This window comes from Nocardia sp. NPDC004718 (genome assembly GCF_053601535.1).
In genome coordinates, this window is sequence record NZ_JBSGCA010000009.1 from 70826 (window position 1) to 92772 (window position 21947).

Here is a 21947-nt window from a genome sequence, read left to right on the forward strand (position 1 = left end):
GGAAACCCGGCCACTTCGATGCCTGGCGATGTCCCTCGCCCGGGCGACGCACCTCGCGACTTCGCTGTCGGAGAATCAGCCCAGGTGGGCCGACAGCAGCCAGGCCGGAACCGACTTGCGGCCGCCGGGCTCGTCGCGTATCCCTTCGAACCGGACAGGCGCGCCCTCGGGCAACTCCGCGGGCAAGTTGGCGTGAATTCGCGCCGGCCTGATCTCATCGATGATCCAATACTTCGACACCACCTCCCGAAGCTCATCGGCGGTGACCGGCGATGGCCCCGGCTGGGGCACTTCGGGCAGGCCTGCGCGGTCGAACACGAGCGCGAAGTACGACGCGCCCGGCGCGGCAGCGCGGACGATCGCCTGCTGGTAACCATCCCGCGACTCGACCGGGATCGAATGGAACAGCGTGCTGTCGACGATGGTGCCGAAGCGGCCGTCGTAGCCGGTGAAAGAAGTGATGTCGGCGACCTCGAACGAAGCGTTCGTCAAGCCGCGCCGGGCCGCCTCGGCCCGCGCCAACTCGACCGCGGTCGGCGACAGATCCAATCCCACGATCTGGTAACCCCGCTCGGCCAGGTACAGCGAGATCGCCGCCTCCCCGCAGCCGACATCGAGCACGTCGCCGTGGAACTTGCCCTGCTCGATCAGGGCGGCGAGCTCGGGTTGGGGTTCGCCGATACTCCACGGCGGTTTGACACCCGGCCCGAACGGGCCGCCGGTGCCCCGATAGGTGACATCGAAATCGAACTCATCTGGCGTCGTCATAGCAAACGAATATCAGTGCACCTGCCCGATGTCGGGGACCCTCGCACACGACGCGCTCGATCCGCTCGACGGGCGGGATGGCACCGCGGCTGACGGTCTACCCTTGGCCGAAAACTGATGGCGACGTGACGAGGGGGAAGAATGTACGTCGAGCAATTTCGCGCACAGGGACCGCTCACGGCCGAGATCGCCGAAGACCTGGCATTCATTCCGGGCTCGTACCGTTCGTCCATCACGGTCAGCAGCAACGGGCGCAGCGTGCACGCGCCCGTCCTGCCGGCGGCCTGGGATGTCCTGCGAATCCGCTCCGGCACCGAGGTCACCGTCACGACCGCGAACGGGCTCGGCGACGAAGACCGGCTCGCCTTGCGCCGGTTCGTCGATCGCTTCCAGACCTTGACCGGTGCCGCGAAGACCCCATAAGACCCCACCGCAGGGCGCGGACCGCGGCGTCAGTGGGCGTGCCGACTCATGGCCTCGGTCAGCGCGGCGGTGTCCGTGGTGAGCGATCCGCCGGTGAATTCGAGAGTGGCACGCGATCTTTCGGCCGCCGCCGGATGACCCGCGCCGCACGCGTCGGTGACGATGATCGGCAGATAACCCAGGTCAAGGCTGTGCCGAACCGTCGGCTCGATGCCCACCTCCATGGCGATGCCCGCCACGGCGTAGGTGTCGATGCCGCAGTCGCGCAGCGCGAAGTCCAACGGGGTGGCCGCGAATGCCGACATGGTGATCTTGTCGAACACCACCTCGTCCGGACCCGGCGTCAACTCGGGCACCAAGTGGAATTGCGGCGAACCCTGCGGGAAGCTCGAACGCACGTCCCCCGGGTCGTCCACCCGCTGCCAGGACATCGCGGTGCGCAACTGGGCGACGCCCGACGCCGCCACCGGCAGGGACATGTGCCGGGTATAGAACACCCGGAAACCCCCCGCCCGGGCGGCGTCGCGCAGCCGCACGCACGCGCGCACGATCTCCTCGCCGCCGGGAATCTGCCGCACGATGCCGACCTGCATGTCGTAGATGAGCAGCGCCATCCGCGCGGGATCGCAGGCATCCGGCACGGTCTGCGGGATGCTCAGGCCGAAGGCGTGGCGCATGCTCACGCGGTCCGGTCGTAGGGCTCGGCGACGTCCACGGCCGGGTCCATCAGCGCCTCCAGCGGCAAGGGCGCCTGCACCGGCACGAACGTCCATTCCAGGTATCCGGCCTTGGTGAGCGGGAAGTCCGCGACGTACTTCCGCGCCTCCTCGACGCTGTCGACCTCGAACACGATCACGACGCCGGGCTCGTCGGCGCGGGCGTAGTTCTCCCGGACGATGCCCGCCTTCCACAGCCGCCACACGTTGGCGACCTCCTCGGGCAGGTACGGGTTGATCGTCTCCAGGGTTACGCCTGGCTTGAAGCGGTCGAAAACGATGACCTTCACGATGTTTCGCTCCATGTCTGCGGTGGTCGATACGAACGGCATCCATGGAATCGCGATGATTACAGTGTTACAAGAACGCACTTTTCAGTGAGTACCCGGAGGACAGGTGCCCGACAAGCGCTACAACTGCGCCGTGGAGGTGACCGTCGACCTGATCGGCGGCAAGTGGAAGCCGGTGATCCTGGCCCACTTGAAGGAGGGCGTGCACCGCTACGGCGAGTTGCGCAGGCGGATGCCGACCACCAGCGAGAAGATGCTGGTCCAGCAGTTGCGCGAACTGGAGTCCGACGGCTTGGTCCGGCGCACCACCTTCGACACGGTGCCTCCGCAGGTCGAATACACCCTCACCGACGAGGGCCGCACACTCGTCCCGGTCCTCACCGCGCTCTACGACTGGGGCGAACAGCGCGCGGCCCGCGCGGGTCTCACCGTCGGTCCTCGAGCCCGGCCGCGGGCGGACTAGGCCTCAGGCGCCGAAGACTCGTTCGACGACCGCTTTGGCGCGCCGGGTGACGCGCATGTAGTGGTCGAGGAATTCGCTGCCGTCGTCGTTGGGCCACCCCGCGACGCGGGCGACGGCGGAAAGCAGCCGCCCCGGACCCGGTAGCTGATCGCTCGGCTTGCCGCGCACCAGGACCAGGGCGTTGCGGGCGTTGGTGGCGGTCAGCCACGCGTCGCGCAGCAGCGCCACGTCCTGCGCGTCCAGCAGTTCGGTCCGCTCGATCACGTCCAGTGCCTCGAGTGTGGAGGTGTTGTGCAAGCCGGGCACCTCGTGGGCGTGCCGCAGCTGCACCAGCTGAACCGTCCACTCGATGTCGGCCAGGCCCCCGCGCCCCAGCTTCGTGTGCGTGGCCGGATCGGCGCCGCGGGGCAGCCGCTCGGCGTCCACTCTGGCCTTGATCCGCCGGATCTCGCGCACCGCCTCGGCGGACACACCGCCCTCCGGGTACCGCACCTTGTCGATGACGTGCAGGAAACGCACCCCGAGTTTCTGGTCACCAGCCACTTGGTGCGCGCGCAGCAACGCCTGCACCTCCCAGGGTTGCGCCCACTGCTGGTAATACGCGGCGTAGGCGGCCAACGTGCGCACCAGCGCGCCGCTGCGCCCCTCCGGACGCAGCCCGGCGTCCACGTGCAGCGGCGGGTCGGTGCTCGGCGCGCCGAGCAGCTGCTGCACCCGGTCGGCCACCCCGATCGCCCACTTCACCGCCTTGGTCTCGTCCTCGCCCGGCCGCGGGTCGCAGACGAACAGCACGTCCGCGTCCGAGCCGTAGCCGAGCTCCATGCCACCGAGTCGGCCCATGCCGATCACCGCGATGTCGGCGGGCGCGGGCGCACCCCGCTCCGCCTCGCTCGCCCGGATCACCGCACGCAACGACGCCTCGAGCACCGCCACCCACACCGACGACAACGCCCGGCACACCTGCGGCACCTCGAGCATGCCCAGCAGATCGGCCGACGCCACCCGCGCGAGTTCGTGCCTGCGCAGCGAACGGGCCGCGGCCACGGCGCGTTTCGGGTCCTCGTAGCGCGCGGCGGCGGTGAGGATGCCGCGGGCCACCTCGTCGGGCTGCGGGCCGAGCAGCAGCGGGCCGCTCGGACCGTCGGCGTACATCCGGATCGTCTCCGGCGCGTTGATCAGCAGATCGGGCAGGTACTCCGAGGAGCCGAGCACGATCATCAGCCGCTGGGCGATCGCCCCCTCGTCGCGCAGTTCGCGCAGGAACCAGATCTGGTCGGCGAGCCCCTCGGACACGCGGCGATAGGCCAGCAGGCCCGCGTCGGGATTCGGTGTCTCACCGAGCCATTCCAGCAGCGTCGGCAGCAGCAGAGCCTGGATGCGCCCTTTGCGGGACACGCCGCCGGTGAGGGCCTTCAGGTGGCCGAGAGCGTGTTCCGGCGCCGCGTAGCCGAGAGCGGCCAGCTGCCGGATGGCGGCTTCGGGGCTCAGGCGCAGCGCGTCGGGTTCCAGCCGCACCACCGAGTCCAGCAGCGGCCGGTAGAACAGTTTGGCGTGCAAGCGCCGCACGCGCACCGCGTTCCGGCGGATCTCGCTGCCCAGCACACCCACCGCGTCCTGCCTGCCGTCGGGCCGGATGTGCGCCGCGCGGGCCAGCCAGCGCATGCCCTCCTCGTCGTCATCGGCGGGCAGGGTATGCGTGCGACGCAACCGCTGTAGCTGGAGCCGGTGTTCCAGCAACCGCAGGAACTCGTAGGACGCCGTGAGATTGGCCGCGTCGTCGCGACCGACGTAGCCGCCCGCGGCCAGCGCGGTCAACGCCTCGACGGTGCCCTGCACGTGCAGCTTCTCGTCCACCCGCCCGTGCACCAATTGCAGGAGCTGTACGGCGAATTCGACGTCCCTGAGGCTGCCGCGCCCCAACTTGAGTTCGCGTTCGCGCAGATCGGCGGGCACCAGATCCTCCACGCGGCGGCGCATCGCCTGCACGTCGGCGACGAAATCGGGACGCTCCGACGCCGACCACACCATCGGCATGAGCGCGGCTCGGTACTGCTCGCCGAGCGCGATGTCACCGGTCGCCGGACGATTCTTCAACAGCGCCTGGAACTCCCAGGTGCGTGCCCAGCGCTTGTAGTAGGCGATGTGCGAATCCAGCGTCCGCACCAGCGCACCGGCCTTGCCCTCCGGTCGCAGCGCCGCGTCGACCTCGAAGAACGCCTGGCTCGCCACGCTCATCATCTCCGCGGCCAGACGCGTGGCGGTGGCGTCGGCGGGCTCGGCGACGAACACCACGTCGACGTCGCTGACATAGTTCAATTCGCGCGCGCCGCACTTGCCCATCGCGATCACGCCCAGCCGCACCGGCACCGGCTCGTCCTTGCAGACCCGCGCCACCGCCACCGCCAGCGCCGCGGTCAGGGCGGCGTCGGCCAGGTCGGTGAGCTGCCTGCCGACCACCTGGTAGGGCAGCACCGGCTCGTTCTCCACCGTGGCCGCCAGATCCAGCGCGGCCAGCAGCATCAAGTGATCGCGGTACCGCTTGCGCAGCGACGCCGCCACTTCGGGCCCCGAGATCGCGGCGCGGAACAGCATCGGGGTCGCGTTCGGCCCTTCCTCCGGTGCCGCGTCGACCACGGCGAGCAGATCGGCGATCAGCTCGTCGCGTCCAGGTAACTCCTTGCGGCGCAAGCCTTCCCACGACTCCGGTGCCGCGACGAGATGATCGCCGAACGCGCTGGAGGAGCCGAGCAGCGCGAACAGCCTGCCCCGCAGCGACGTATCCGTACGGATCGCCGAATCGATCGCGTGCCAACCGTCCCCGATGCTCTCGCGCAGTCGCATGAGCGTGCTCAACGCGAGGTCGGCGTCCGGCGCGCGGGACAGCGACCACAGCACGGGGATGCTCTCGACGTTGTCCCAGCCCAATTCGTGCAGCGACGCGGCGGCGGATGGCTCGAGCAATCCGAGCCGACCGACACCGGGGACAGCGGAGCGCGCAGAGGGGGGCCGGACCATGGCTCTCAAATTACCCGGCCGCGATCGGGGGCACGCCGCCCCCGGGCATCGCTCGGATTACAACCCCAGGTATTCCTTGAGCTCGAACGGCGTGACCTGGCTGCGGTAGTCCGCCCACTCCCGGCGCTTGTTGCGCAGGAAGAAGTCGAACACGTGCTCGCCCAGGGTCTCGGCGACCAACTCGGAGCGCTCCATCGCCTGCAGCGCCTCGTCCAGCGTGCCGGGCAGCTCGCGGAAGCCCATCGCGCGCCGCTCGGCGACCGTCAGCGACCACACGTCGTCCTCGGCCTCCGGCGGCAGCGTGTAGCCCTTCTCGATGCCACGCAGACCGGCCGCGAGCAGCACGGCGAAGGCCAGGTAGGGGTTGCACGCGGAATCGGGGCTGCGGATCTCGACGCGTCGCGAGGAGGCCTTGTTCGGCGTGTACATCGGCACACGGACCAGGGCGGAGCGGTTGGACCGGCCCCACGAGGCCGCCGTCGGCGCCTCGCCGCCGTGGATGAGGCGCTTGTAGGAGTTGACCCACTGGTTGGTGACCGCGCTGATCTCCGGGGCGTGCTCGAGGATGCCCGCGATGAACGCGCGCGCCGTCTCCGACAGGTTGATCGGGTCGTCGGGGTCGTGGAAGGCGTTGGTCTCGCCCTCGAACAGGCTCATGTGCGTGTGCATCGCCGAGCCCGGGTACTGGGCGAACGGCTTGGGCATGAAGGTCGCGCGCACGCCCTCGTCGATGGCCACTTCCTTGATCAGGTAGCGGAAGGTCATCACGTTGTCGGCCATGGACAGCGCGTCGGCGTAGCGCAGGTCGATCTCCTGCTGGCCAGGAGCGCCCTCGTGGTGGCTGAACTCCACGGAGATGCCCATGGACTCCAGCGCGTCGATGGCGTGGCGGCGGAAGTTCGGTGCCGAATCGTGCACGGCCTGGTCGAAGAAGCCGCCGGTGTCGGCGGGGACCGGAACGCCGTCACGCGTGCCGTTCTCCAGCAGGAAGAACTCGATCTCGGGGTGCACGTAGCAGCTGAATCCGACGTCGCCCGCCTTGTTCAGCTGACGGCGCAGCACATGGCGCGGGTCGGCCCAGGACGGCGAGCCGTCCGGCATGGTGATGTCGCAGAACATGCGCGCGGAGTGCTGATGGCCCTTGCTCGTGGCCCACGGCAGCACCTGGAAGGTCGACGGATCCGGCCGGGCGACCATGTCGGCCTCCGAGACACGGGCGAAGCCCTCGATGGCCGAGCCGTCGAAACCGATACCCTCTTCGAACGCGCCCTCCAGCTCGGCGGGCGCGATCGCGACGGACTTCAGGTAACCCAAGACGTCGGTGAACCAGAGACGTACGAAGCGGATGTCCCGCTCTTCGAGCGTCCGCAGCACGAATTCCTTCTGGCGATCCATGTCCGCGAGCGTAAGCATCCGGCGTTAAATCTGTGTTACATACACGCTTAAGATTGCTGACCTGGATTTTTCGGAAGACTCCGCACAGTCGGATCGTCCGGTTTGTGAGATTCTTCCGGACCGGGCCGCATCGCGTGACCGATCAGCAACCGCGCGCGCCCGGCTCAGCAGGTGAGGCCGGCGGCGGGCTCGGTCAGGTCGACCAGATAGGCGATCACCGCGTCGTCGACGCAGGGGACGCCGCCCGCCAGCGCCACCGTGTGCCGGTTGCCCTGATAGGTGATCAGCGCGGCGCCCAACTGGTCCGCGAGGTCGACTCCGGCCTGGTACGGCGTCGCCGGGTCCTCGGTGGTCGACACCACCACCGTCTTCGGCAGGCCGGTCACCGAGATGCGATGCGGTTCACTCGTGTTCGGCACCGGCCAGGCGGTGCACAGCTCCAGCGGCGCCGCGCCGGTGGCGCGCCCGTCGTCCAGGAACGGGGCCGCTTTCCGGTATTCCGCGTCCTGGCGTCCGGCCACCCCGCGGTCGGTGATGCGCGGATCGTCCACGCAGCGGATCGCGTTGAACGCGTCGCTGGTGTTGGCGTAAGTACCGTCGTCGCGACGGCCGTCGTACAGGTCGGCCAGGGCCAGCAGCGTATCGCCGCGCCCGTCGCGCAGCTCGGACAGCCCGAGCGTGAGCACCTTCCACAATTCGTCGGTGTAGAGCGCCTGGCGCACGCCGGTGAGCGCGTCGCCGTAGGTCAGACCCCGCGGATCGGTGGTCGGCGCGGGCTTGTCCCACAGCGGGTTCACCAACGCGCGGAACCGCGGCACCGCCTGCGCCGGGTCGGCGCCCAGCGGGCAGTCGGGCTGCCGCGCGCAGTCGGCGGCGTAGGCATCGAACACCTTCTGAAAGCCCGCCGCCTGGCGCAGCGACTCCTGCACCGGATCCTGCGAGGAGTCGATGGCGCCGTCCAGCACCATGGCGCGCACGTGGTCGGGGAACCGCTCCGCGTACGCCGAACCGATCTTGGTGCCGTAGGAGTAGCCGACGTAGGTCAGCTTCGCGTCGCCGAGCGCGGCGCGCATGATGTCGAGGTCCTGCACGACCTCGCGGGTGCCGACGTGGGCGAGGAACTCCTTCCCGGTCCGATCGGCGCAGCGGCCCGCGTACCGGCGGTTGTCGGCCTCGGCGTCGGCGATGCCCGCCGGGGTGTAGTCATCCTCCGGCTCGGCGCGCTCGGAGTCCTGCTCCTGGGGTGTCTGGCAGACGATCGAGGGGGTGGAAGAACCGACGCCGCGCGGGTCGAAGCCGATCCGGTCGAAGCGCTCGGCCAATTCCGTCTTGTTGCCGAGCGACGACAGGCCGAGACCGGACTCTCCCGGCCCGCCCGGATTCATCACCAGCGAACCGACCCGCCGCCCGGTCGCACGCGTCCGGGAGATCGCGATCTGGGCGGTCGGTCCGTCGGGCGCCGCGTAGTCCACCGGCACGGTGATCCGGGCGCACTCGGTGCTCGGCGGCAGCCGGTCGTCCGGCCCGCCGAATCCGGCGCAGTCGCGCCACTGCACCGCCTGACCGTAGAACTTCTCCAGCCCGGTGGGCGGCGTGGGTGCCGACTGCCCCGTTTCGGTGCGGGTGACGGCGCACCCCGCAACCAGCACAGCCAGCGACGCCAGCACCGCCACCGGGAGTGCACCGCGCCCATTCCGCACCATCGACATGCTGTCGATACTGCCATCGGGCGAACGCGGCGGCAGCCCCGGGCAAACCCGTGCCGCGCTGTGACCAATCGCACCGGTCATCGGCCTTAATCCGCCTCGGTGGCGGGTGGCACACTGAAATCGTCAGACACTCCCGGGGACCCGGACGGGCCCCGAGGCGACACAGACGAAAGGGACGATGATGTCCGTATCCGACTCGGAAACCCCTGCTTACGGTGCGGCGCCCGCCGAGCCCAAGAAGATGCGCAAGACCCGGGTGCACCACCTGCAGCAGATGAAAGCCGACGGTGAACGCTGGGCGATGCTGACCGCCTACGACTATTCCTCGGCGCGGCTGTTCGAAGAAGCGGGCATTCCCGTGCTGCTGGTCGGCGATTCCGCGGCCAACGTGGTGTACGGCTACGACACCACCGTGCCGATCACCGTCGACGAGCTCATCCCGCTGGTGCGCGGGGTGGTGCGCGGCGCGCCGCACGCGCTGGTGGTGGCCGACCTGCCGTTCGGCACCTACGAGTCCTCCCCGCAGCAGGCGCTGGCGACGGCGACCCGGTTCATGAAGGAGGGCGGGGCGCACGCGGTGAAGCTGGAGGGCGGCGAGCGGGTCGCCGAGCAGATCGCGCTGATCACCGCGGCGGGCATCCCGGTCATGGCGCACATCGGCTTCACCCCGCAGAGCGTGAACACCCTCGGCGGATTCCGCGTGCAGGGCCGCGGCGACGGCGCCGAGCAACTGATCGCCGACGCCATCGCGGTCCAGGAAGCGGGCGCGTTCTCCGTGGTGATGGAGATGGTCCCGGCCGAACTGGCGGGGCAGGTCACCCGCAAGCTGACCATTCCGACCGTCGGCATCGGCGCGGGCGCCGACACCGACGCGCAGGTGCTGGTCTGGCAGGACATGGCCGGCTACACCAGCGGCAAGACCGCGAAGTTCGTCAAGCGCTTCGGCAACGTCGGCGACGAATTGCGCACCGCCGCCGCCGCCTACGCCGACGAAGTGCGCCGGGGCACCTTCCCCGCGGCGGAGCACAGCTTCTGAAGTCGCCACCTCCCTTGATATACTGACGTATATCCGTATATCAAGGGAGGTGCGGAGCGTGACGCGGACCATAGTCGATCTCGACGACGGCGCACTGGCACTCGCTCAGCAGCAGCTGGGCACACGCACCAAGCGTGACACGATCAATCGGGCTCTGGCCATCGCGGCGGGCCTGACCGCGGACGATCGCGCCCGCAGTTTGGCCTGGCTGCAGGCCAATGCCGAGGACGTTCTGGACTTCGACGTGCTGGCGGGCGAGGAGCATTCCCAGCGGTGACCTACCTCGCCGATACCTCGGCCGTGTGGCGGCTGCTCCGCGGCCAAGTCGACGATCCATGGCCCCGCCGGGTGGCGCAAGGACTCGTCGCGATCTGTCCGCCGGTCGAAGCCGAGCTCATGGTTTCCGTTCGATCGGGCACGGACTTCGAACCGTTTTTCGCTGTTCTCGGACGCACGTTCAGCTGGTACCCCGCGCTCGACGATCCCTGGCGCCGCGTGTTGGCGGTGCAGCGTGATCTGGTCCGCATCGGCCATCATCGCGGGCCGTCGCCGATGGACATCGTCATCGCGCTCACCGCGCTCGAGCACCGCCTGACGCTCATTCACGCGGACGCGGACTTCGACTCGATCGCGAAGGTACGACCGGAACTTCCGTTGATTCGCCTCGACCGATAGAACCCGGGAGGTGGGCGGGTAGAGCGACGCCACTCGAATCACCCTGCCTCGGTGGCGAACCGAGTCCGGCCGACGCCCTACCTCCGGGCAGTGATTCCCCGTCCATCGAGCGGCTCGGGCGTCGCATGAGTACCGAAACCTGCTCGACGAGCTGCGCGCGCACTTCGGCTGAACTCTTCCCACCGAAAACGGTCGGTTCGGGCCGGTCGGCGGAATCAATGGCAGACTCGATGCCGACAATACCGACACGACCAGAGGTACCCATGCCGTACAGCCGTTGGATTTCACGCAGCACCCTGCTGGTGGCGGGCGCTCTCACCGCCGCCACGCTGACCGCTTGCGGCAGCGACTCGGGCCCGGCGCCCACCGGCAGCTCGAGTTCCACCACGGTGTCGGCCACCGCCGCTCCCGGCACGACCTCCGGCCGCGTCACGCCGACGAGCCCGGAGATCTCCGACGGGGCCGCGACCCAGCTGTGCGACATGATCCGGCCGGAGCTCTCCAATTGGCGGATCCAGGGCGGGACGCTGGGCAAGATCGGGCTGAACGCCCTGGTGCACGAGTGGGCGCTGCGCAACGGCGGCATCAACGGCGCGGTACTGGCCGACAAGCCGATCGTCGACCGCGTCACCGTCAAGAGCTGCCCGGATGTCCATCAGCAGGCCGTGGAGGCGCTGGGCATCCCGGATCTGGCCTCGGGCCTGGCGTTCTGAGCCGGGCGGCCGGATGCGCACCCTCTATCCCGAGATCGAGCCGCATGACTCCGGCATGCTCGCGGTCGGCGACGGCCAGTCGGTCTACTGGGAAGTCAGCGGCGATCCGGCCGGTAAGCCGGTCGTCTTCCTGCACGGTGGGCCCGGCGGCGGCACCGCGCCGTTCCATCGGCGCTTCTTCGATCCGGCCGCCTACCGGATCGTGCTGTTCGACCAGCGTGGTTGCGGCCGCTCCACCCCGCACCTGGCCGACGGCGCGAGTCTGGAACACAACACCACCGGCCACCTGATCTCCGACATCGAGGCGCTGCGCGAACATCTCGGCATCGATCGCTGGCAGGTGTTCGGCGGTTCATGGGGCTCCACGCTCGCGCTGGCCTACGCGCAGCGGCACCCCGACCGGGTGACCGAACTGGTGTTGCGCGGCATCTTCCTGTTGCGCCGCAAGGAAATCGACTGGTACTACAACGGCGCGGCGGGCTACGTCTATCCGGACGAGTGGGAGAAGTTCCTCGCGCCGGTACCCGAGGACGAACGCGATCAGGACCTGGTCGAGGTCTACCACCGCCTGCTGCACTCGGCCGACGAAGACCTCGCCCGCAAGGCCGCGATCGCCTGGTCCAGCTGGGAGGGCGCGACGAGTTCGCTGCTGCCGCATCCGGATCGGGTGGCCGAGACGTCCGAGCCGCGATTCGCGCTGGCGTTCGCCAGGATCGAGAATCACTACTTCCGGCACGGCGGGTTCCTTGAAGAGGGCCAGCTGCTGCGTGACATCGGCGCCATCGCGCACATCCCGGCCGTGCTCGTGCAGGGCCGCCACGACATCGTCTGCCCTGCGGTCAGCGCGTGGGAGTTGCACCGAGCCTGGCCCGGGTCGGTCCTGCACATCGTCGACGACGCGGGGCACGCGGCGAACGAGCCCGGCATCACACATCACCTGGTCGAGGCCACCGACCGATTCGCGAAAGCGCGGACCAGCACGGTGAGCACGGCGGGGTCCGCTCTGGTGGACGCGTTGCGCGAGGACATCGACCGGCTCGCTACCGCCGAACCCGAGGTCCGCGCGGACGCGGAGGACTCGGTCCATCAGATGCGGGTGGCCACCCGCAGGCTGCGCAGCGTGTTGCGGTCCTACCGCAAACTGCTCGCCAAGAAGCCCACCGCCGCGATGGGCGCGGAACTCAAGTGGCTGGCCGGGTTGCTCGGTGAAGCGCGGGACGCGGAGGTGCGCGCCGATCGGTTCGCCACGCTGCTGGCCGATCATGCCGAGCGAGCCGACCCGGCGGAGCTCGACGCGGTCACCGCGCGGCTGGTGGACGCCGAGCGGGAGCGCTATCGCGCGGCACACGACGAGGTGCTGACCGCGTTGGACGGCGTCCGCTACCGCGAGCTGCGCGAAGAACTGTCCCGATGGCGCACCGACCCGCCGCTGCGCCACTCACGCGCCGATGCGGCGGCACCGGACGTCTTCCGGGAGGTGTTGCGGCGCGACCTCGACCGGGTGGAATCCCTGATCCGCGCCGAGCCCACCGTCGATCCGCTCGAACGGGTGGAACTGCTGCACGACATCCGCAAGAGCGCCAAGCGGCTGCGGTATTCGTGCGAGGCGGCGCAGCAGGTCCTCGGCGACGACGCCGCCGATCGCGGCGTCCGGGCGAAGAAGCTGCAAACCGTGCTCGGCGACCATCGGGACGCGGTGGAGTCGCACGACGCGATCCTGCACCGGGCGGCCGAGGCCGCGGCGGCGGGCGAACACGCCGGCCTGTACGAGGCCCTCGCGGCCACGGAGGACGCCGCGGCGGGCCGTGAACTGAGCCGATATCCGGCCACCGCCGCGGCGCTGTTCGGAGCGACCGTCATCACTGGGTGATCCGGCGTCCCGGCGCGGAGCCGGTCGGGGACGAGCCGGTCACCGCGTTCGCCGACCAGCAGCGCCGCGGGCGGTGCCGTGACCGGTAGCGGTCGTCCGCGGTCGTCCGCGGGCGGTGCCGTGACCGGTAGCGGTCGTCCGCGGTCGGCATACGACGCGGCCGCGCGTCCGGAGTCGGCAACTCGGGCCGCCTCTCGTCCGCGGTCGGCAACGCGGCCACCCACCCGCGGTCGATCAACCCAGCTCGTCGGCCCACAGTCGACAACACGGCCGCAACCCACGGTCGGCCGCAGTGCAGACCCCTGCTCATCGGCACGCTCGCGAGACGAGATCGCGTGTGGCGCGTCCGCCGCTGCCGTTCACGCAGGGTAGGTGAAAGACACTTTCCGCTCCCTCGGGTCGGCCGACAGCAGCCGCACCCGCACGGTCTCGCCTTCCGGCGGTCTCCCCTCGCACGGGCCCAGCACCGGCGGGTCGGCGACGAAGACCACGGCGGGCCGGTTGCCGTTGGCTTCGCGCACCACGACGGCGTCGAACGTCGCGCCGGTACGTTGCGCGAGCAGGGTCGATTCGGTCAGGTCGATGCAGGCGCGTTCGATCTTGCCCGCGACGCTGTCGCTGCGCCGCATGGTCTCGGCGGCGCTCACCAGCCCCTCCCGCACCCAGAGCGGCACCTCGGTCCCCGCGCACCGAGCCAGGCAGATCTCGGTCGCGAAGCGGTCCGACAACCGCCGGAGCGGAGCGGTGACGTGCGCGTAGGGCGCGCCGATCGCGCTGTGCCGCAACGCCTCCGGCGCCTGCGGCGCTCCTGCCGCGCCGTCGACGACAGTGTAGGAGGCGCCGCGCAGCAAGCTCGTCGCCTCGGACATCAGGACCAGTGCCGCGGGAGTGCCGGTGTCCAGCCGGGCCAGCATCCGGCCGACAGCTTCGCCGTCGGGCCAGGCCACGCCCAGCGCCTGCGCGGTCCGGCGCATCGACTCGATCGCGGATTCCGACGGTGGCGGCATGGTGCGCAGCAGCGCGACCCGGTCCAGCGCGGGCTCGTGCCCGTCCAGCATGATCCGCGCCGCGCACATGCCGGTCAGCAGCGAGACCTGCTCGTTCCAGTCGTCGGCGGCGGTGCGCGGTTCCACCACCAGTCGCCAGTGCCCGTCGGCGTGCTCGTCCTGGACCACGCTCTGCGCGGGCAACCGCAGCCCGATCGCGCCGCGCGCCAGCCCGGCCTCGATGCGCCGCGTGCCGAATTCCGGCAGGGCCGCGATCGAGGGATGCAGCCGACCCGACTCCGCGTCGGCCTGCACGCGGGAGTAGTCGAGCCGGGCACGGGAGCGCACCAGGGCGCGGACAACCGAGTACCGCACCGGTTCGGCCTGCTCGTCGAGTTCGATCGTCCAGAGCGCGACCGGGCGCGTCCGGTCCGGAAGCAGGCTGGCGGACCCTTCCGACAACGCGGGTGGGTGCAGCGGCACGGTGCCGTCGGGAAGATAGAAGGTCTGGCCCCTGGCGCCGGACTCTTTGGCGAGCGCGCCGTCGGGGAAGATCACGGCGCCCACGTCGGCGATGGCGTAATGCACGAGGAAGCCGCCGGGACCGCGTTCGATATGCAGGGCCTGGTCCAGATCCATGGCCCCGGGTGGGTCGATCGTCACGAACGGGATGTCCGTGCGATCGACCCGGTTACCCGCGAACGCGTCGACCGCGTCGCGGGCCTCGGCACTGGCCTCGGCAGGGTACGCCGAGGCCAGGCCGAACTCGGACCGGATGGCGCCGAAATCGACCGGCGCCGACACGATCCGCTGGTGGAGTTCCACGCTGGGGCGCCGGGTCCTACTGCAGCGCCAGCATGGAGCCGTTCAACTGGTCGAACGGCCCGTAGACGGTGAACGTGACCCGGCCGTTCGGCACCGAGGACGACACCTGAGCCGCCGCGTCCAGCGCCTCGCCGAAGGAGGCGGCGGACGGATGCGGCAACCCGGCGATAGCCAGACCGACATGATTCTGGTGCACCCATACCGTGTCGGCGGGACTCAGGTCGACCTGAACCCCGCCCGGCAGCGGGGTGACCGCGACCGCGCCGGCCGACCCCGCACCCAGCACCGCGAAAACCGAAGCGGCGCCTGCGACCAATGCGCCGGCGACCATGGAGCGAACTACTCGCATATGTGTTGAGACCTGCTTTCCCGCGATCGAAGTATGAATGGCCCGGTGCTGCCCCGCACCGGCCCTTACCAACGGCGACTACTTTATGACGTCGATCACGATCAGGGCCAGTTCCGCGCGAATCGGACAGCGGAAATTCTCGCCCCGCGACACGACCCGGGCGGCGCTGCTAACGTGGCCCGCCGTGACGGGCGTGGGTTCGCCCGCACGTTTGGAAATGTTCCGCACGTCGACAATTTGGGAGCTCCACACCTATGTCATCGATTTTGTTCGACTACCTCTTGCCGCTGCTGGGCCCGGAGCAGGCCGCGTACTGGGCGCAGGTTTTCGTGATCAACCCGATCTGACCGCCCGATTCTTTTTCCCACTGCTCGTCGCCTCCCGTTAACCCGACGGGAGGCGGCGGTGGTTATAGGCGGCTAGCATGCCGCTCCGTGACAAGAACTACCGCCGCCATCGCGGCCAGCGCCACCCTCTTCGCCCTGCTCCTCACCGGATGCGGGGACGACAAGACCAGCAATGCCACCTCGTCCGCCACCACCACGGCACAGGCCGCCGCCCAGGTCGACAGTGTGAAGGCGGGCGCGTTCCTCGTCAGCTTCCGCGGCGCGTTCCCCAAGCTGGCCGAGGGCAAGGACGACGCGAAGATCGCGAGCATCCTGACCGAAACCTGCGGGGACATCAAAGCGGGCAAATCCGAGGACGACGTCGTCAAGAACATCACCAAGCGCGCGGGCGGCGCCACCCAGCCCAGCGCCGAGGAAGCCAAGGCGATCTACCAAATGGCCAAACTCATGTGCTGACCCCCGCGCTATCCCGGCGTGCTTCGCACACCCGCCGAGCTCGCGGAACGCGACCTCGCGCGGAGTCGAGCCGGAGTGCGGAGCACGCGCCGGCGGGCGGACGAGTTGGTCTGTAAGCCGGATCCTGTCCCCGGCCTGAGCCGGGAGGCGGCCATCCATCTGGGCACTCCGTTGCCGGGTACCTCGAGCGGTCCACCCGCAGGCTCGGGCGAGCAGCCCTCGAGCGCCTGCGCAGCCGCACCGTAACCGGTGCGGCCTTCGACCTTGCTCCGGGCGGGGTTTACCGAGCCGCCCCGGTCACCCGGGGCGCTGGTGCGCTCTTACCGCACCGTTTCACCCTCACCGCACGACCGCTGGGCCGTGGGCGGTCTTTTTTCTGTGGCACTTTCCCGCGGGTCACCCCGGGTTGCCGTTAACAACCGCCTTGCTCTGTGGAGTCCGGACTTTCCTCGGCGCCGGGCGGCGGCACAGCCGTGCCCGTTCCCAGCGCCGCGGCCGCCCGACCAACTCGTCCGCCAGTACAGGATACTGGGTACGGTTGACGGCCATGGAACGTGTCGAGGTCGGCTTCCCATCCGGAAGCGAACAGTGCGCGGCGTGGCTATATCGCCCGGACGGCGCACCCAAACCCCGCCCGCTAGTGGTGATGGGACACGGCCTGGGGGCCAATCGGGAAATGGGACTGGATCGGTACGCGCGGCGTTTCGCGGCCGCGGGAATGGCGGTCCTGGTATTCGACTATCGGCATTTCGGCGCCAGTCAGGGCACGCCGCGCCAGTTGCTGAACATCGCGCGCCAGCGCGCGGACTGGCATGCCGCCATCGCGTTCGCGCGCACGCTGCGCGGCATCGACGCGACCCGGATCGCGTTGTGGGGCACGTCCTTCGGCGGCGGCCACGTGCTTTCGGTCGCACCGGACGACGCCTATATCGCGGCCGTGGTCGCGCAGGTGCCGTTCACCAGCGGCCTGTCCTCGGCGTTGGCCAAGGGACCGATCAGCCTGGTCAAGGTCACCGCCATCGCGGCCACCGACCTGCTGCTCGGAACGCTCCGGCGCAAGCCGGTCGGCATTCGGCTGGCCGGACGCCGCGGCGCCGCGGCGCTGATGAGCGCGCCCGACGTACCGGACGGCTTTCGCAGGCTGACCGACGAGAGCGAGACCTACGAGCCGAAAGTGGCCGCGCGAGTAGCGTTCTCGGCACTCTTCGACGCACCCGCGCGGCGCGCGAAGGCCCTGAAGATGCCGGTGCTGTACGCGCTGTGCGATGACGATTCCGTCGCGCCGGTGAAATCGGCGCTGCGCGCCGCCGAACGCACCAAGCACGCGGTGGTGAAACGTTATCCCGCCAAACATTTCGACATATATTTCGACGAGGTCTTCGAGAAGACCGTGTACGACCAAACCGAATTTTTGGTGTCGGTGCTGCGACCATAGGGCTTTCGCGGCCCGGCCCGGCGGCCGGGCCGCACATCGGTGCCGCGCTCGGTAGATTGCGAAAGAGCACGTGTCGATCGAAACGAGGCACCGATGATCGATCCCCTGATCCTGGAGCAACGGCGCGGCCGATTGCTGCACCGGGTACGCGAGTTGCGGCGCGACCTCGCGGCGCTGGCCGACGACTACGGCGCGTTGCCGGATTCCGGGCTGCTGATCGATACCGACGGGATCGGCGCGCTCACCACACCCGGCTACTGCGTCGCCGGGGCACGCGAAGTCTTCGAAGAAGCGCTGATCGAACTCGCGGCGGCCGCCGACGCGCTCGACCGCGCCGCGGCGTACACGGCCCGGCTGAAACCGGTTGTGCTGGACGGCTGAACCTGTCGGTGCCCGGCGCTACAGTCCGTGCCGTGCAGCCCTCCACCGCCGCGGTCGCCGAGATCGTGCGTCGGATCGCGCCCCTCGACGAGCTCGAGCGACAGCACATCGACACGACGCTGGCCTGGCTCGCGTCGACCGACGACATCTTCCGGCGGGCCAGACCGGCGACCCCGCCGCGGCACCTGGTCTGCTATGTCGTGCTGGTCGATCCGGCGGCACGAGCGGTGCTGCTGGGCAAGCATCGCCGCGCCGGGTTGTGGTTGCCGACCGGAGGGCACGTCGATCCGGGCGAGCATCCGCTCGATACCGCGCGGCGTGAAGCGGCCGAGGAGATCGGCGTCGAGGCCCTCTTCGACGTCATCGGGCCCGACCCGCTGTTCCTCACCGTCACCACCACGGTCGGTTCGGACTCCGGTCACGAGGACGTCAGCCTCTGGTATGTCATCCGCGGTGACCGCGCCGACGGCCATGCCCTGGATCCGCGCGAGTTCGACGGTGAACGATGGTGGGAGCTGGACGGATTCGCCCGCCACGACACCGACCCCCACTTCCGACGTTTCCGCACCAAGCTCGACATCGCTCTGCGACCCGCCGCCGACTGAGGTCCCTTCGAGTCGACGGGGGCGGCCGATGGTGTCACGATGGCGCGGATGATTGTCAGGCTTGCGCGAGAGGACGACCTCGCCGGTTTTCTCGAACTGGCGGGGCAGGTCGAGCACTGGTTCGGCGCGTCCGCCGACGATGCCGGGTTTCGCGCCGCGGTGCTGCGGCACGTGCGGCGCGGTACGGCGCTCGTCGCCCGGTCCGCGGGGGCGGAGGTGCTCGGCGGCATCCTGTTCGGCTCGAACCCGCCGACCTACCGGGTGCACTGGCTGGTCGTCGCGGAACAGGCACGCGGGCATGGGATCGGCCGGGCGCTCACCACGGACGCGATCCGCCGTTACGTGCCGACTCCCGGCACGCTCGAAGTGGTGACCTTCGGGCCCGACCATCCCGGCGCGGTCGCCAGTGGTGCGCGCGCGTTCTACGAGAACCTGGGCTTCCATCCCGCGGAGGACGCGGATCCCGGGCCGGAAGGCGGATCTCGGCAGTTCTACCGGCGGCGCGTGTAAGGAGTCAGCCTCGGCGGAACGCGCGCCAGAAAATGAAAGCCAGGACCGAGGCGGGAATCGCGGCGAGGACGGGCTTGTCGCGGAGCGTCTCCAACAGAGTGCGGCCCGGGTGCGCCACCGGGCCGGGAATTCCCGCCGCGCCACGTTCGGCGGCGGTGGCGGCGTCCGCCTGGACTTGTTCGGCGCGCTCGGCCGCGCGTCGAACCGACTCCTCGACCGGCATTTGCTCCCGACTTCCCGCTCCGGCCGCGTGCCTCCCGGTGGATTCCGGCTCCGGTTCCGCCTTTTCCGCCGCACCAGGAGCGCTACCCGCCTGCGCAGCCGCCGCTGAAGACATCGCCGCCGCGTCGGCGGTACCGCCGGTCTGCGGGGCCGCACCGGTCGCGATCTCCGCCGAAGACACCGTCTCCGCCGCACCGGGCGCGTTGTCCGCCTGCGGGGCCGCGCCGGTACTCACGGACTCCCCCGCATCGGGCGTGCTGCTCGCCTGCGGGGCCGTGCCGGTCGGAATCTCCCCCGAAGACAGCGGCTCTCCCGATTCGGGCGTGCTGCCCGCCTGCGGGGCCGTGCCGGTCGGAACCTTCCCCGAGGTCACCGTCGCCGCCGCGTCGGCGGCGCCGCCCGCCTGCACGGACGCGTCTTCCGAGACCTGCGCCGCACTCCGTGTGTCCGGTGCTCCCGCGCCGCCTTCGTTGGCGTCGCCGGGCGTGCCCGCCGCGCGCCGAGTAGCGCCCGGCTCCCGGCCCCCGTGCGCCGCACCCTCGGCCGGTTGCCCGCTTCCGGCCGGCCGGTCACCGGAGATGTCGGCGGTGTCCTGCACGTCGTCGGGTCCCTTGTCCGTGGGCTTGCGCTTGTTCATGGCTGTCTCCTGTGCTCGGCGTCGCGGTGCGGGACGGGCGTCTCGGATGCCGTCGCGGCCCGGATACCCTGCGAAGGGGCGGACAAACGGGACGGCCGCCACGCCATCTTGAATTCCCGTCGCGGGCCGCCAGGGGCCATGGGCCCGCTCACCCCGGTCCGCACGAAGCCGTTGCGCAGATACAGCCGCTCCGCGAAGGCATTGTGCTCGGCGAACTCCAAACGGACGACGTCGTGTCCGCCCGCGACCGCCCAGTCGAGCACCGCGCCGACCAGCCGGTCGGACACGCCGGTCCCCCGTGCCCGCGGGGCCACCCACATCGAGATCAAGTGGACGCCACCGCGTTCCGGGTCGAGCATGCCCGCGACGGTGCCCACTTCGGTCCCGGCCGACTCCGCCACGAATTGCGCCCGGTCCGACAGGGCGCGCCGCCAGTCGCTTTCGGTGCGGGCCTGCGCCTCGGCCAGGGTGGTACCGAAGAACTGCGGCGCGTCGGTCAGCGCCGCGAGCCGGACGCGCCGGAACACCGCCCAGTCATCGGGCACGAGCAATCTGATCCCGGGTATCGAGACGTCCATCCGCATGTCTCTACCCGGTCGACGAACTCGTGCACAACGGATTTCGGCCACGGCGAGACGCTGTCAGCGCGACATCCGCAACGGGAACCTGGTCCTCGTACCCCTCGAACCGGCAAGGGCGTCCGGAGCCGCCACGCGGGGTCGCTTCGTCGGCGCGGCGGGAAGGGTCGTCATCGAGCACGGCGCTCACCGAGCCTGCGCAGCCCGGCGAACTCCAGTCCGGCGAAGGTCGCCACCGCCGCCGCGCCGGCGAGCAGGAATGCGATACCCAGCCCGGTCAACGCGAAGAATCCCGAACCGGCCAGCCCGATCATCCCCGCCGCGGAGAGCGCGTTGACCGTGACCACCGCCCCCGCGTAGCGCGCGGCGACCGCCGGGCGCCGGGCGATCGACAGCAGCGCGAGCGCGCCGCCGAGCATGACGACGCCGAACGCGATGCTCCAGCCCGTCGGTACCCCCAGCGGGTCGCGCAGCAGTCCGGCTCCGGCGAGCAACACCCCGCCGAAGATCCCGGTGCTCCAGCCGTCCACGCGCAATGCGGAGCACAGGAACGCGGCGCCGCCGTCGCGGCGGGCCAGGGTGGTGGGTCTCATGTCGAACTCCCATGGTCGATCCGGCGGGGCCGGTCGGCTCCCGGCACCAACCCTGCTGCCCGGAGGTGGGCGTCTCAATAACCTCCGAGGTCATGGCCGCACCGTGCGGCGGGATGCTTAGCTGACCGGGTGACTTCGGTGCGGACACAATCGAGAGCGGGCATCCTGCTGCGGGAATGGCGGCAACGGCGCAGGCTGAGCCAGCTCGACCTGGCGCTGGCCGCGGACACCTCGGCGCGGCACCTGTCCTACGTGGAGACCGGCCGAGCCGCGCCGAGCCGGGCGATGGTGCTGCGGCTGTGCGACACGCTGGAGGTGCCGCTGCGCGAACGCAACACTCTGCTCGTCGCGGCCGGTTTCGCGCCCGCCTACCGGGAGAGCAGCCTCGACGACGCCCATCTCGCGTCGGTCCGTTCCGCGCTGGACACCATGCTGACCGCCCACGAACCGTATCCGGCGGTGGTCATCGATCGGCTGTGGAACGTGGTGGTGGGCAACGCGGCGATGAGCGTGCTGATGGACGGCGTCCCCGAGCACGTCCGCGCGCCCCGACCCAACGTCTACCGGCTGGTGCTGCACCCGGACGGGCTTTCGGCCCGGTTGGCCAACCGGGCCCAGGTGCGCGAGCTGTTCCTGGAGCGGCTGGCCAGGCAGGTCAGCGCGAGCGGTGACGCGGAACTGACCGCACTCTACGACGAGGTCTCCGGCTACCCCGATCCGCCGGGGACGGACGCGGAGGCGCAGACCGGCATACCGTCCAGCCCGTTCGAGGTGCCGATCCGGATCAGCACCCCGGCGGGCGAACTGTCGATGTTCAGCACGATGGCGACCTTCGGCGCTCCGGCCGACGTGACGCTCTCGGAGCTGGCCATCGAATTGTTCTATCCCCTGGACGACTTCACCGCGGCCGCGCTGCGCGGGGCGGCGGCCGCGGCGGAGTCGTGAGCGGA

General features: G+C 70.1%; 25 protein-coding genes, 1 other RNA gene and 1 pseudogene. 14 read left to right on the forward strand and 13 right to left on the reverse strand.

Going from position 1 to position 21947, the window contains the following annotated elements; genetic code table 11:
• Positions 1-75 precede the first annotated feature (75 nt).
• A complete protein-coding gene (locus ACWEH3_RS09585; RefSeq protein ID WP_450015135.1) occupies positions 76-768 on the reverse strand; it encodes a class I SAM-dependent methyltransferase in 693 nt (230 codons plus the stop codon).
• A 141-nt stretch (positions 769-909) separates the two neighbouring features.
• Here ACWEH3_RS09585 and ACWEH3_RS09590 point away from each other — a divergent pair, with 141 nt between their 5' ends.
• Positions 910-1191, forward strand: a complete 282-nt coding sequence (locus ACWEH3_RS09590) for a hypothetical protein (protein ID WP_450015136.1) — start codon at positions 910-912, stop codon at positions 1189-1191.
• Between the two features lie 29 nt (positions 1192-1220).
• On the opposite strand, the gene ACWEH3_RS09595 is transcribed toward ACWEH3_RS09590, so the two are convergent.
• Together ACWEH3_RS09595 and ACWEH3_RS09600 are read right to left on the reverse strand one after the other, a co-directional pair.
• The gene (locus ACWEH3_RS09595; RefSeq protein WP_450015266.1) at positions 1221-1868 is read right to left on the reverse strand and encodes a cysteine hydrolase family protein; all 648 of its coding nucleotides are present in this window, start codon (positions 1866-1868) and stop codon (positions 1221-1223) included.
• A 2-nt stretch (positions 1869-1870) separates the two neighbouring features.
• Positions 1871-2197: a YciI family protein gene (locus ACWEH3_RS09600; protein ID WP_040865768.1), complete on the reverse strand. Its 327-nt coding sequence runs from the start codon at positions 2195-2197 to the stop codon at positions 1871-1873.
• A 106-nt stretch (positions 2198-2303) separates the two neighbouring features.
• On the opposite strand from ACWEH3_RS09600, the gene ACWEH3_RS09605 reads away from it, so the two are divergent.
• A complete protein-coding gene (locus ACWEH3_RS09605) occupies positions 2304-2660 on the forward strand; it encodes a winged helix-turn-helix transcriptional regulator (protein WP_450015137.1) in 357 nt (118 codons plus the stop codon).
• Between the two features lie 3 nt (positions 2661-2663).
• Here ACWEH3_RS09605 and ACWEH3_RS09610 read toward each other — a convergent pair whose 3' ends face one another.
• From ACWEH3_RS09610 to ACWEH3_RS09620, 3 genes are all read right to left on the reverse strand, one after another.
• Positions 2664-5675, reverse strand: a complete 3012-nt coding sequence (locus ACWEH3_RS09610) for a bifunctional [glutamine synthetase] adenylyltransferase/[glutamine synthetase]-adenylyl-L-tyrosine phosphorylase (protein WP_450015138.1) — start codon at positions 5673-5675, stop codon at positions 2664-2666.
• Positions 5676-5732: 57 nt separating this feature from the next.
• The gene (gene glnA, locus ACWEH3_RS09615) at positions 5733-7070 is read right to left on the reverse strand and encodes a type I glutamate--ammonia ligase (RefSeq protein WP_379253000.1); all 1338 of its coding nucleotides are present in this window, start codon (positions 7068-7070) and stop codon (positions 5733-5735) included.
• 164 nt (positions 7071-7234) lie between these two features.
• Positions 7235-8773, reverse strand: a complete 1539-nt coding sequence (locus ACWEH3_RS09620) for an alpha/beta hydrolase (protein WP_450015267.1) — start codon at positions 8771-8773, stop codon at positions 7235-7237.
• Between the two features lie 187 nt (positions 8774-8960).
• Between ACWEH3_RS09620 and panB the strand changes: the two genes are divergently transcribed.
• The 6 genes and pseudogenes from panB (at position 8961) to ACWEH3_RS09650 (ending at position 13073) form a co-directional block, all read left to right on the forward strand.
• On the forward strand, positions 8961-9815 hold the full coding sequence (panB, locus tag ACWEH3_RS09625) for a 3-methyl-2-oxobutanoate hydroxymethyltransferase (protein ID WP_450015139.1): 855 nt from the start codon (positions 8961-8963) through the stop codon (positions 9813-9815).
• A 58-nt stretch (positions 9816-9873) separates the two neighbouring features.
• A complete protein-coding gene (locus ACWEH3_RS09630) occupies positions 9874-10092 on the forward strand; it encodes a type II toxin-antitoxin system VapB family antitoxin (protein ID WP_450015140.1) in 219 nt (72 codons plus the stop codon).
• A complete protein-coding gene (locus ACWEH3_RS09635) occupies positions 10089-10490 on the forward strand; it encodes a PIN domain-containing protein (protein WP_450015141.1) in 402 nt (133 codons plus the stop codon). The genes ACWEH3_RS09630 and ACWEH3_RS09635 overlap by 4 nt, the downstream gene beginning before the upstream one ends.
• Before the next feature lie 263 nt (positions 10491-10753).
• A complete protein-coding gene (locus ACWEH3_RS09640) occupies positions 10754-11203 on the forward strand; it encodes a hypothetical protein (protein ID WP_450015142.1) in 450 nt (149 codons plus the stop codon).
• Between the two features lie 13 nt (positions 11204-11216).
• A pseudogene (pip, locus tag ACWEH3_RS09645) lies at positions 11217-12164 on the forward strand (prolyl aminopeptidase); the annotation flags it as partial.
• Positions 12165-12209: 45 nt separating this feature from the next.
• Positions 12210-13073 carry a CHAD domain-containing protein gene (locus tag ACWEH3_RS09650; RefSeq protein ID WP_450015268.1) on the forward strand — a complete coding sequence of 288 codons (864 nt, stop codon included), beginning with the start codon at positions 12210-12212 and terminating at the stop codon, positions 13071-13073.
• Here the strand turns inward: ACWEH3_RS09650 and ACWEH3_RS09655 are convergent.
• From ACWEH3_RS09655 to ACWEH3_RS09665, 3 genes are all read right to left on the reverse strand, one after another.
• A complete protein-coding gene (locus tag ACWEH3_RS09655) occupies positions 13063-13311 on the reverse strand; it encodes a hypothetical protein (protein WP_452358295.1) in 249 nt (82 codons plus the stop codon). The two genes, ACWEH3_RS09650 and ACWEH3_RS09655, sit on opposite strands and share 11 nt — an antisense overlap.
• 121 nt (positions 13312-13432) lie before the next feature.
• Entirely contained in the window at positions 13433-14884 is a 1452-nt protein-coding gene (locus ACWEH3_RS09660) for an RNB domain-containing ribonuclease (protein WP_450015144.1), read from the reverse strand.
• 16 nt (positions 14885-14900) lie between these two features.
• Positions 14901-15215 (reverse strand): hypothetical protein, encoded by a 315-nt coding sequence (locus tag ACWEH3_RS09665; RefSeq protein WP_228827325.1) that lies wholly within the window; start codon positions 15213-15215, stop codon positions 14901-14903.
• 452 nt (positions 15216-15667) lie between these two features.
• Here ACWEH3_RS09665 and ACWEH3_RS09670 point away from each other — a divergent pair, with 452 nt between their 5' ends.
• Positions 15668-16036, forward strand: a complete 369-nt coding sequence (locus ACWEH3_RS09670; protein WP_379252995.1) for a hypothetical protein — start codon at positions 15668-15670, stop codon at positions 16034-16036.
• 97 nt (positions 16037-16133) lie between these two features.
• Here the strand turns inward: ACWEH3_RS09670 and rnpB are convergent.
• Positions 16134-16547, reverse strand: an RNA gene (gene rnpB, locus ACWEH3_RS09675) — RNase P RNA component class A.
• 36 nt (positions 16548-16583) lie between these two features.
• On the opposite strand from rnpB, the gene ACWEH3_RS09680 reads away from it, so the two are divergent.
• The 4 genes from ACWEH3_RS09680 to ACWEH3_RS09695 all read left to right on the forward strand — a co-directional run bounded on the left by ACWEH3_RS09680 (position 16584) and on the right by ACWEH3_RS09695 (position 18967).
• The gene (locus ACWEH3_RS09680) at positions 16584-17471 is read left to right on the forward strand and encodes an alpha/beta hydrolase (protein ID WP_450015145.1); all 888 of its coding nucleotides are present in this window, start codon (positions 16584-16586) and stop codon (positions 17469-17471) included.
• A gap of 93 nt (positions 17472-17564) precedes the next feature.
• Positions 17565-17852 (forward strand): hypothetical protein, encoded by a 288-nt coding sequence (locus ACWEH3_RS09685; protein WP_355072797.1) that lies wholly within the window; start codon positions 17565-17567, stop codon positions 17850-17852.
• 32 nt (positions 17853-17884) lie between these two features.
• Positions 17885-18457 carry an NUDIX hydrolase gene (locus ACWEH3_RS09690; RefSeq protein WP_450015146.1) on the forward strand — a complete coding sequence of 191 codons (573 nt, stop codon included), beginning with the start codon at positions 17885-17887 and terminating at the stop codon, positions 18455-18457.
• A 48-nt stretch (positions 18458-18505) separates the two neighbouring features.
• Positions 18506-18967 carry a GNAT family N-acetyltransferase gene (locus ACWEH3_RS09695; protein WP_450015147.1) on the forward strand — a complete coding sequence of 154 codons (462 nt, stop codon included), beginning with the start codon at positions 18506-18508 and terminating at the stop codon, positions 18965-18967.
• A gap of 4 nt (positions 18968-18971) precedes the next feature.
• Here the strand turns inward: ACWEH3_RS09695 and ACWEH3_RS09700 are convergent, their stop codons facing one another.
• From ACWEH3_RS09700 to ACWEH3_RS09710, 3 genes are all read right to left on the reverse strand, one after another.
• Positions 18972-19826: a hypothetical protein gene (locus ACWEH3_RS09700; protein WP_450015148.1), complete on the reverse strand. Its 855-nt coding sequence runs from the start codon at positions 19824-19826 to the stop codon at positions 18972-18974.
• The gene (locus ACWEH3_RS09705) at positions 19823-20404 is read right to left on the reverse strand and encodes an N-acetyltransferase family protein (protein ID WP_450015149.1); all 582 of its coding nucleotides are present in this window, start codon (positions 20402-20404) and stop codon (positions 19823-19825) included. Before ACWEH3_RS09705 ends, ACWEH3_RS09700 begins: the two co-directional genes overlap by 4 nt.
• A gap of 170 nt (positions 20405-20574) precedes the next feature.
• The gene (locus ACWEH3_RS09710) at positions 20575-20997 is read right to left on the reverse strand and encodes a hypothetical protein (RefSeq protein WP_450015150.1); all 423 of its coding nucleotides are present in this window, start codon (positions 20995-20997) and stop codon (positions 20575-20577) included.
• A 129-nt stretch (positions 20998-21126) separates the two neighbouring features.
• On the opposite strand from ACWEH3_RS09710, the gene ACWEH3_RS09715 reads away from it, so the two are divergent.
• A complete protein-coding gene (locus ACWEH3_RS09715; protein ID WP_450015151.1) occupies positions 21127-21942 on the forward strand; it encodes a helix-turn-helix domain-containing protein in 816 nt (271 codons plus the stop codon).
• Positions 21943-21947: the final 5 nt, after the last annotated feature.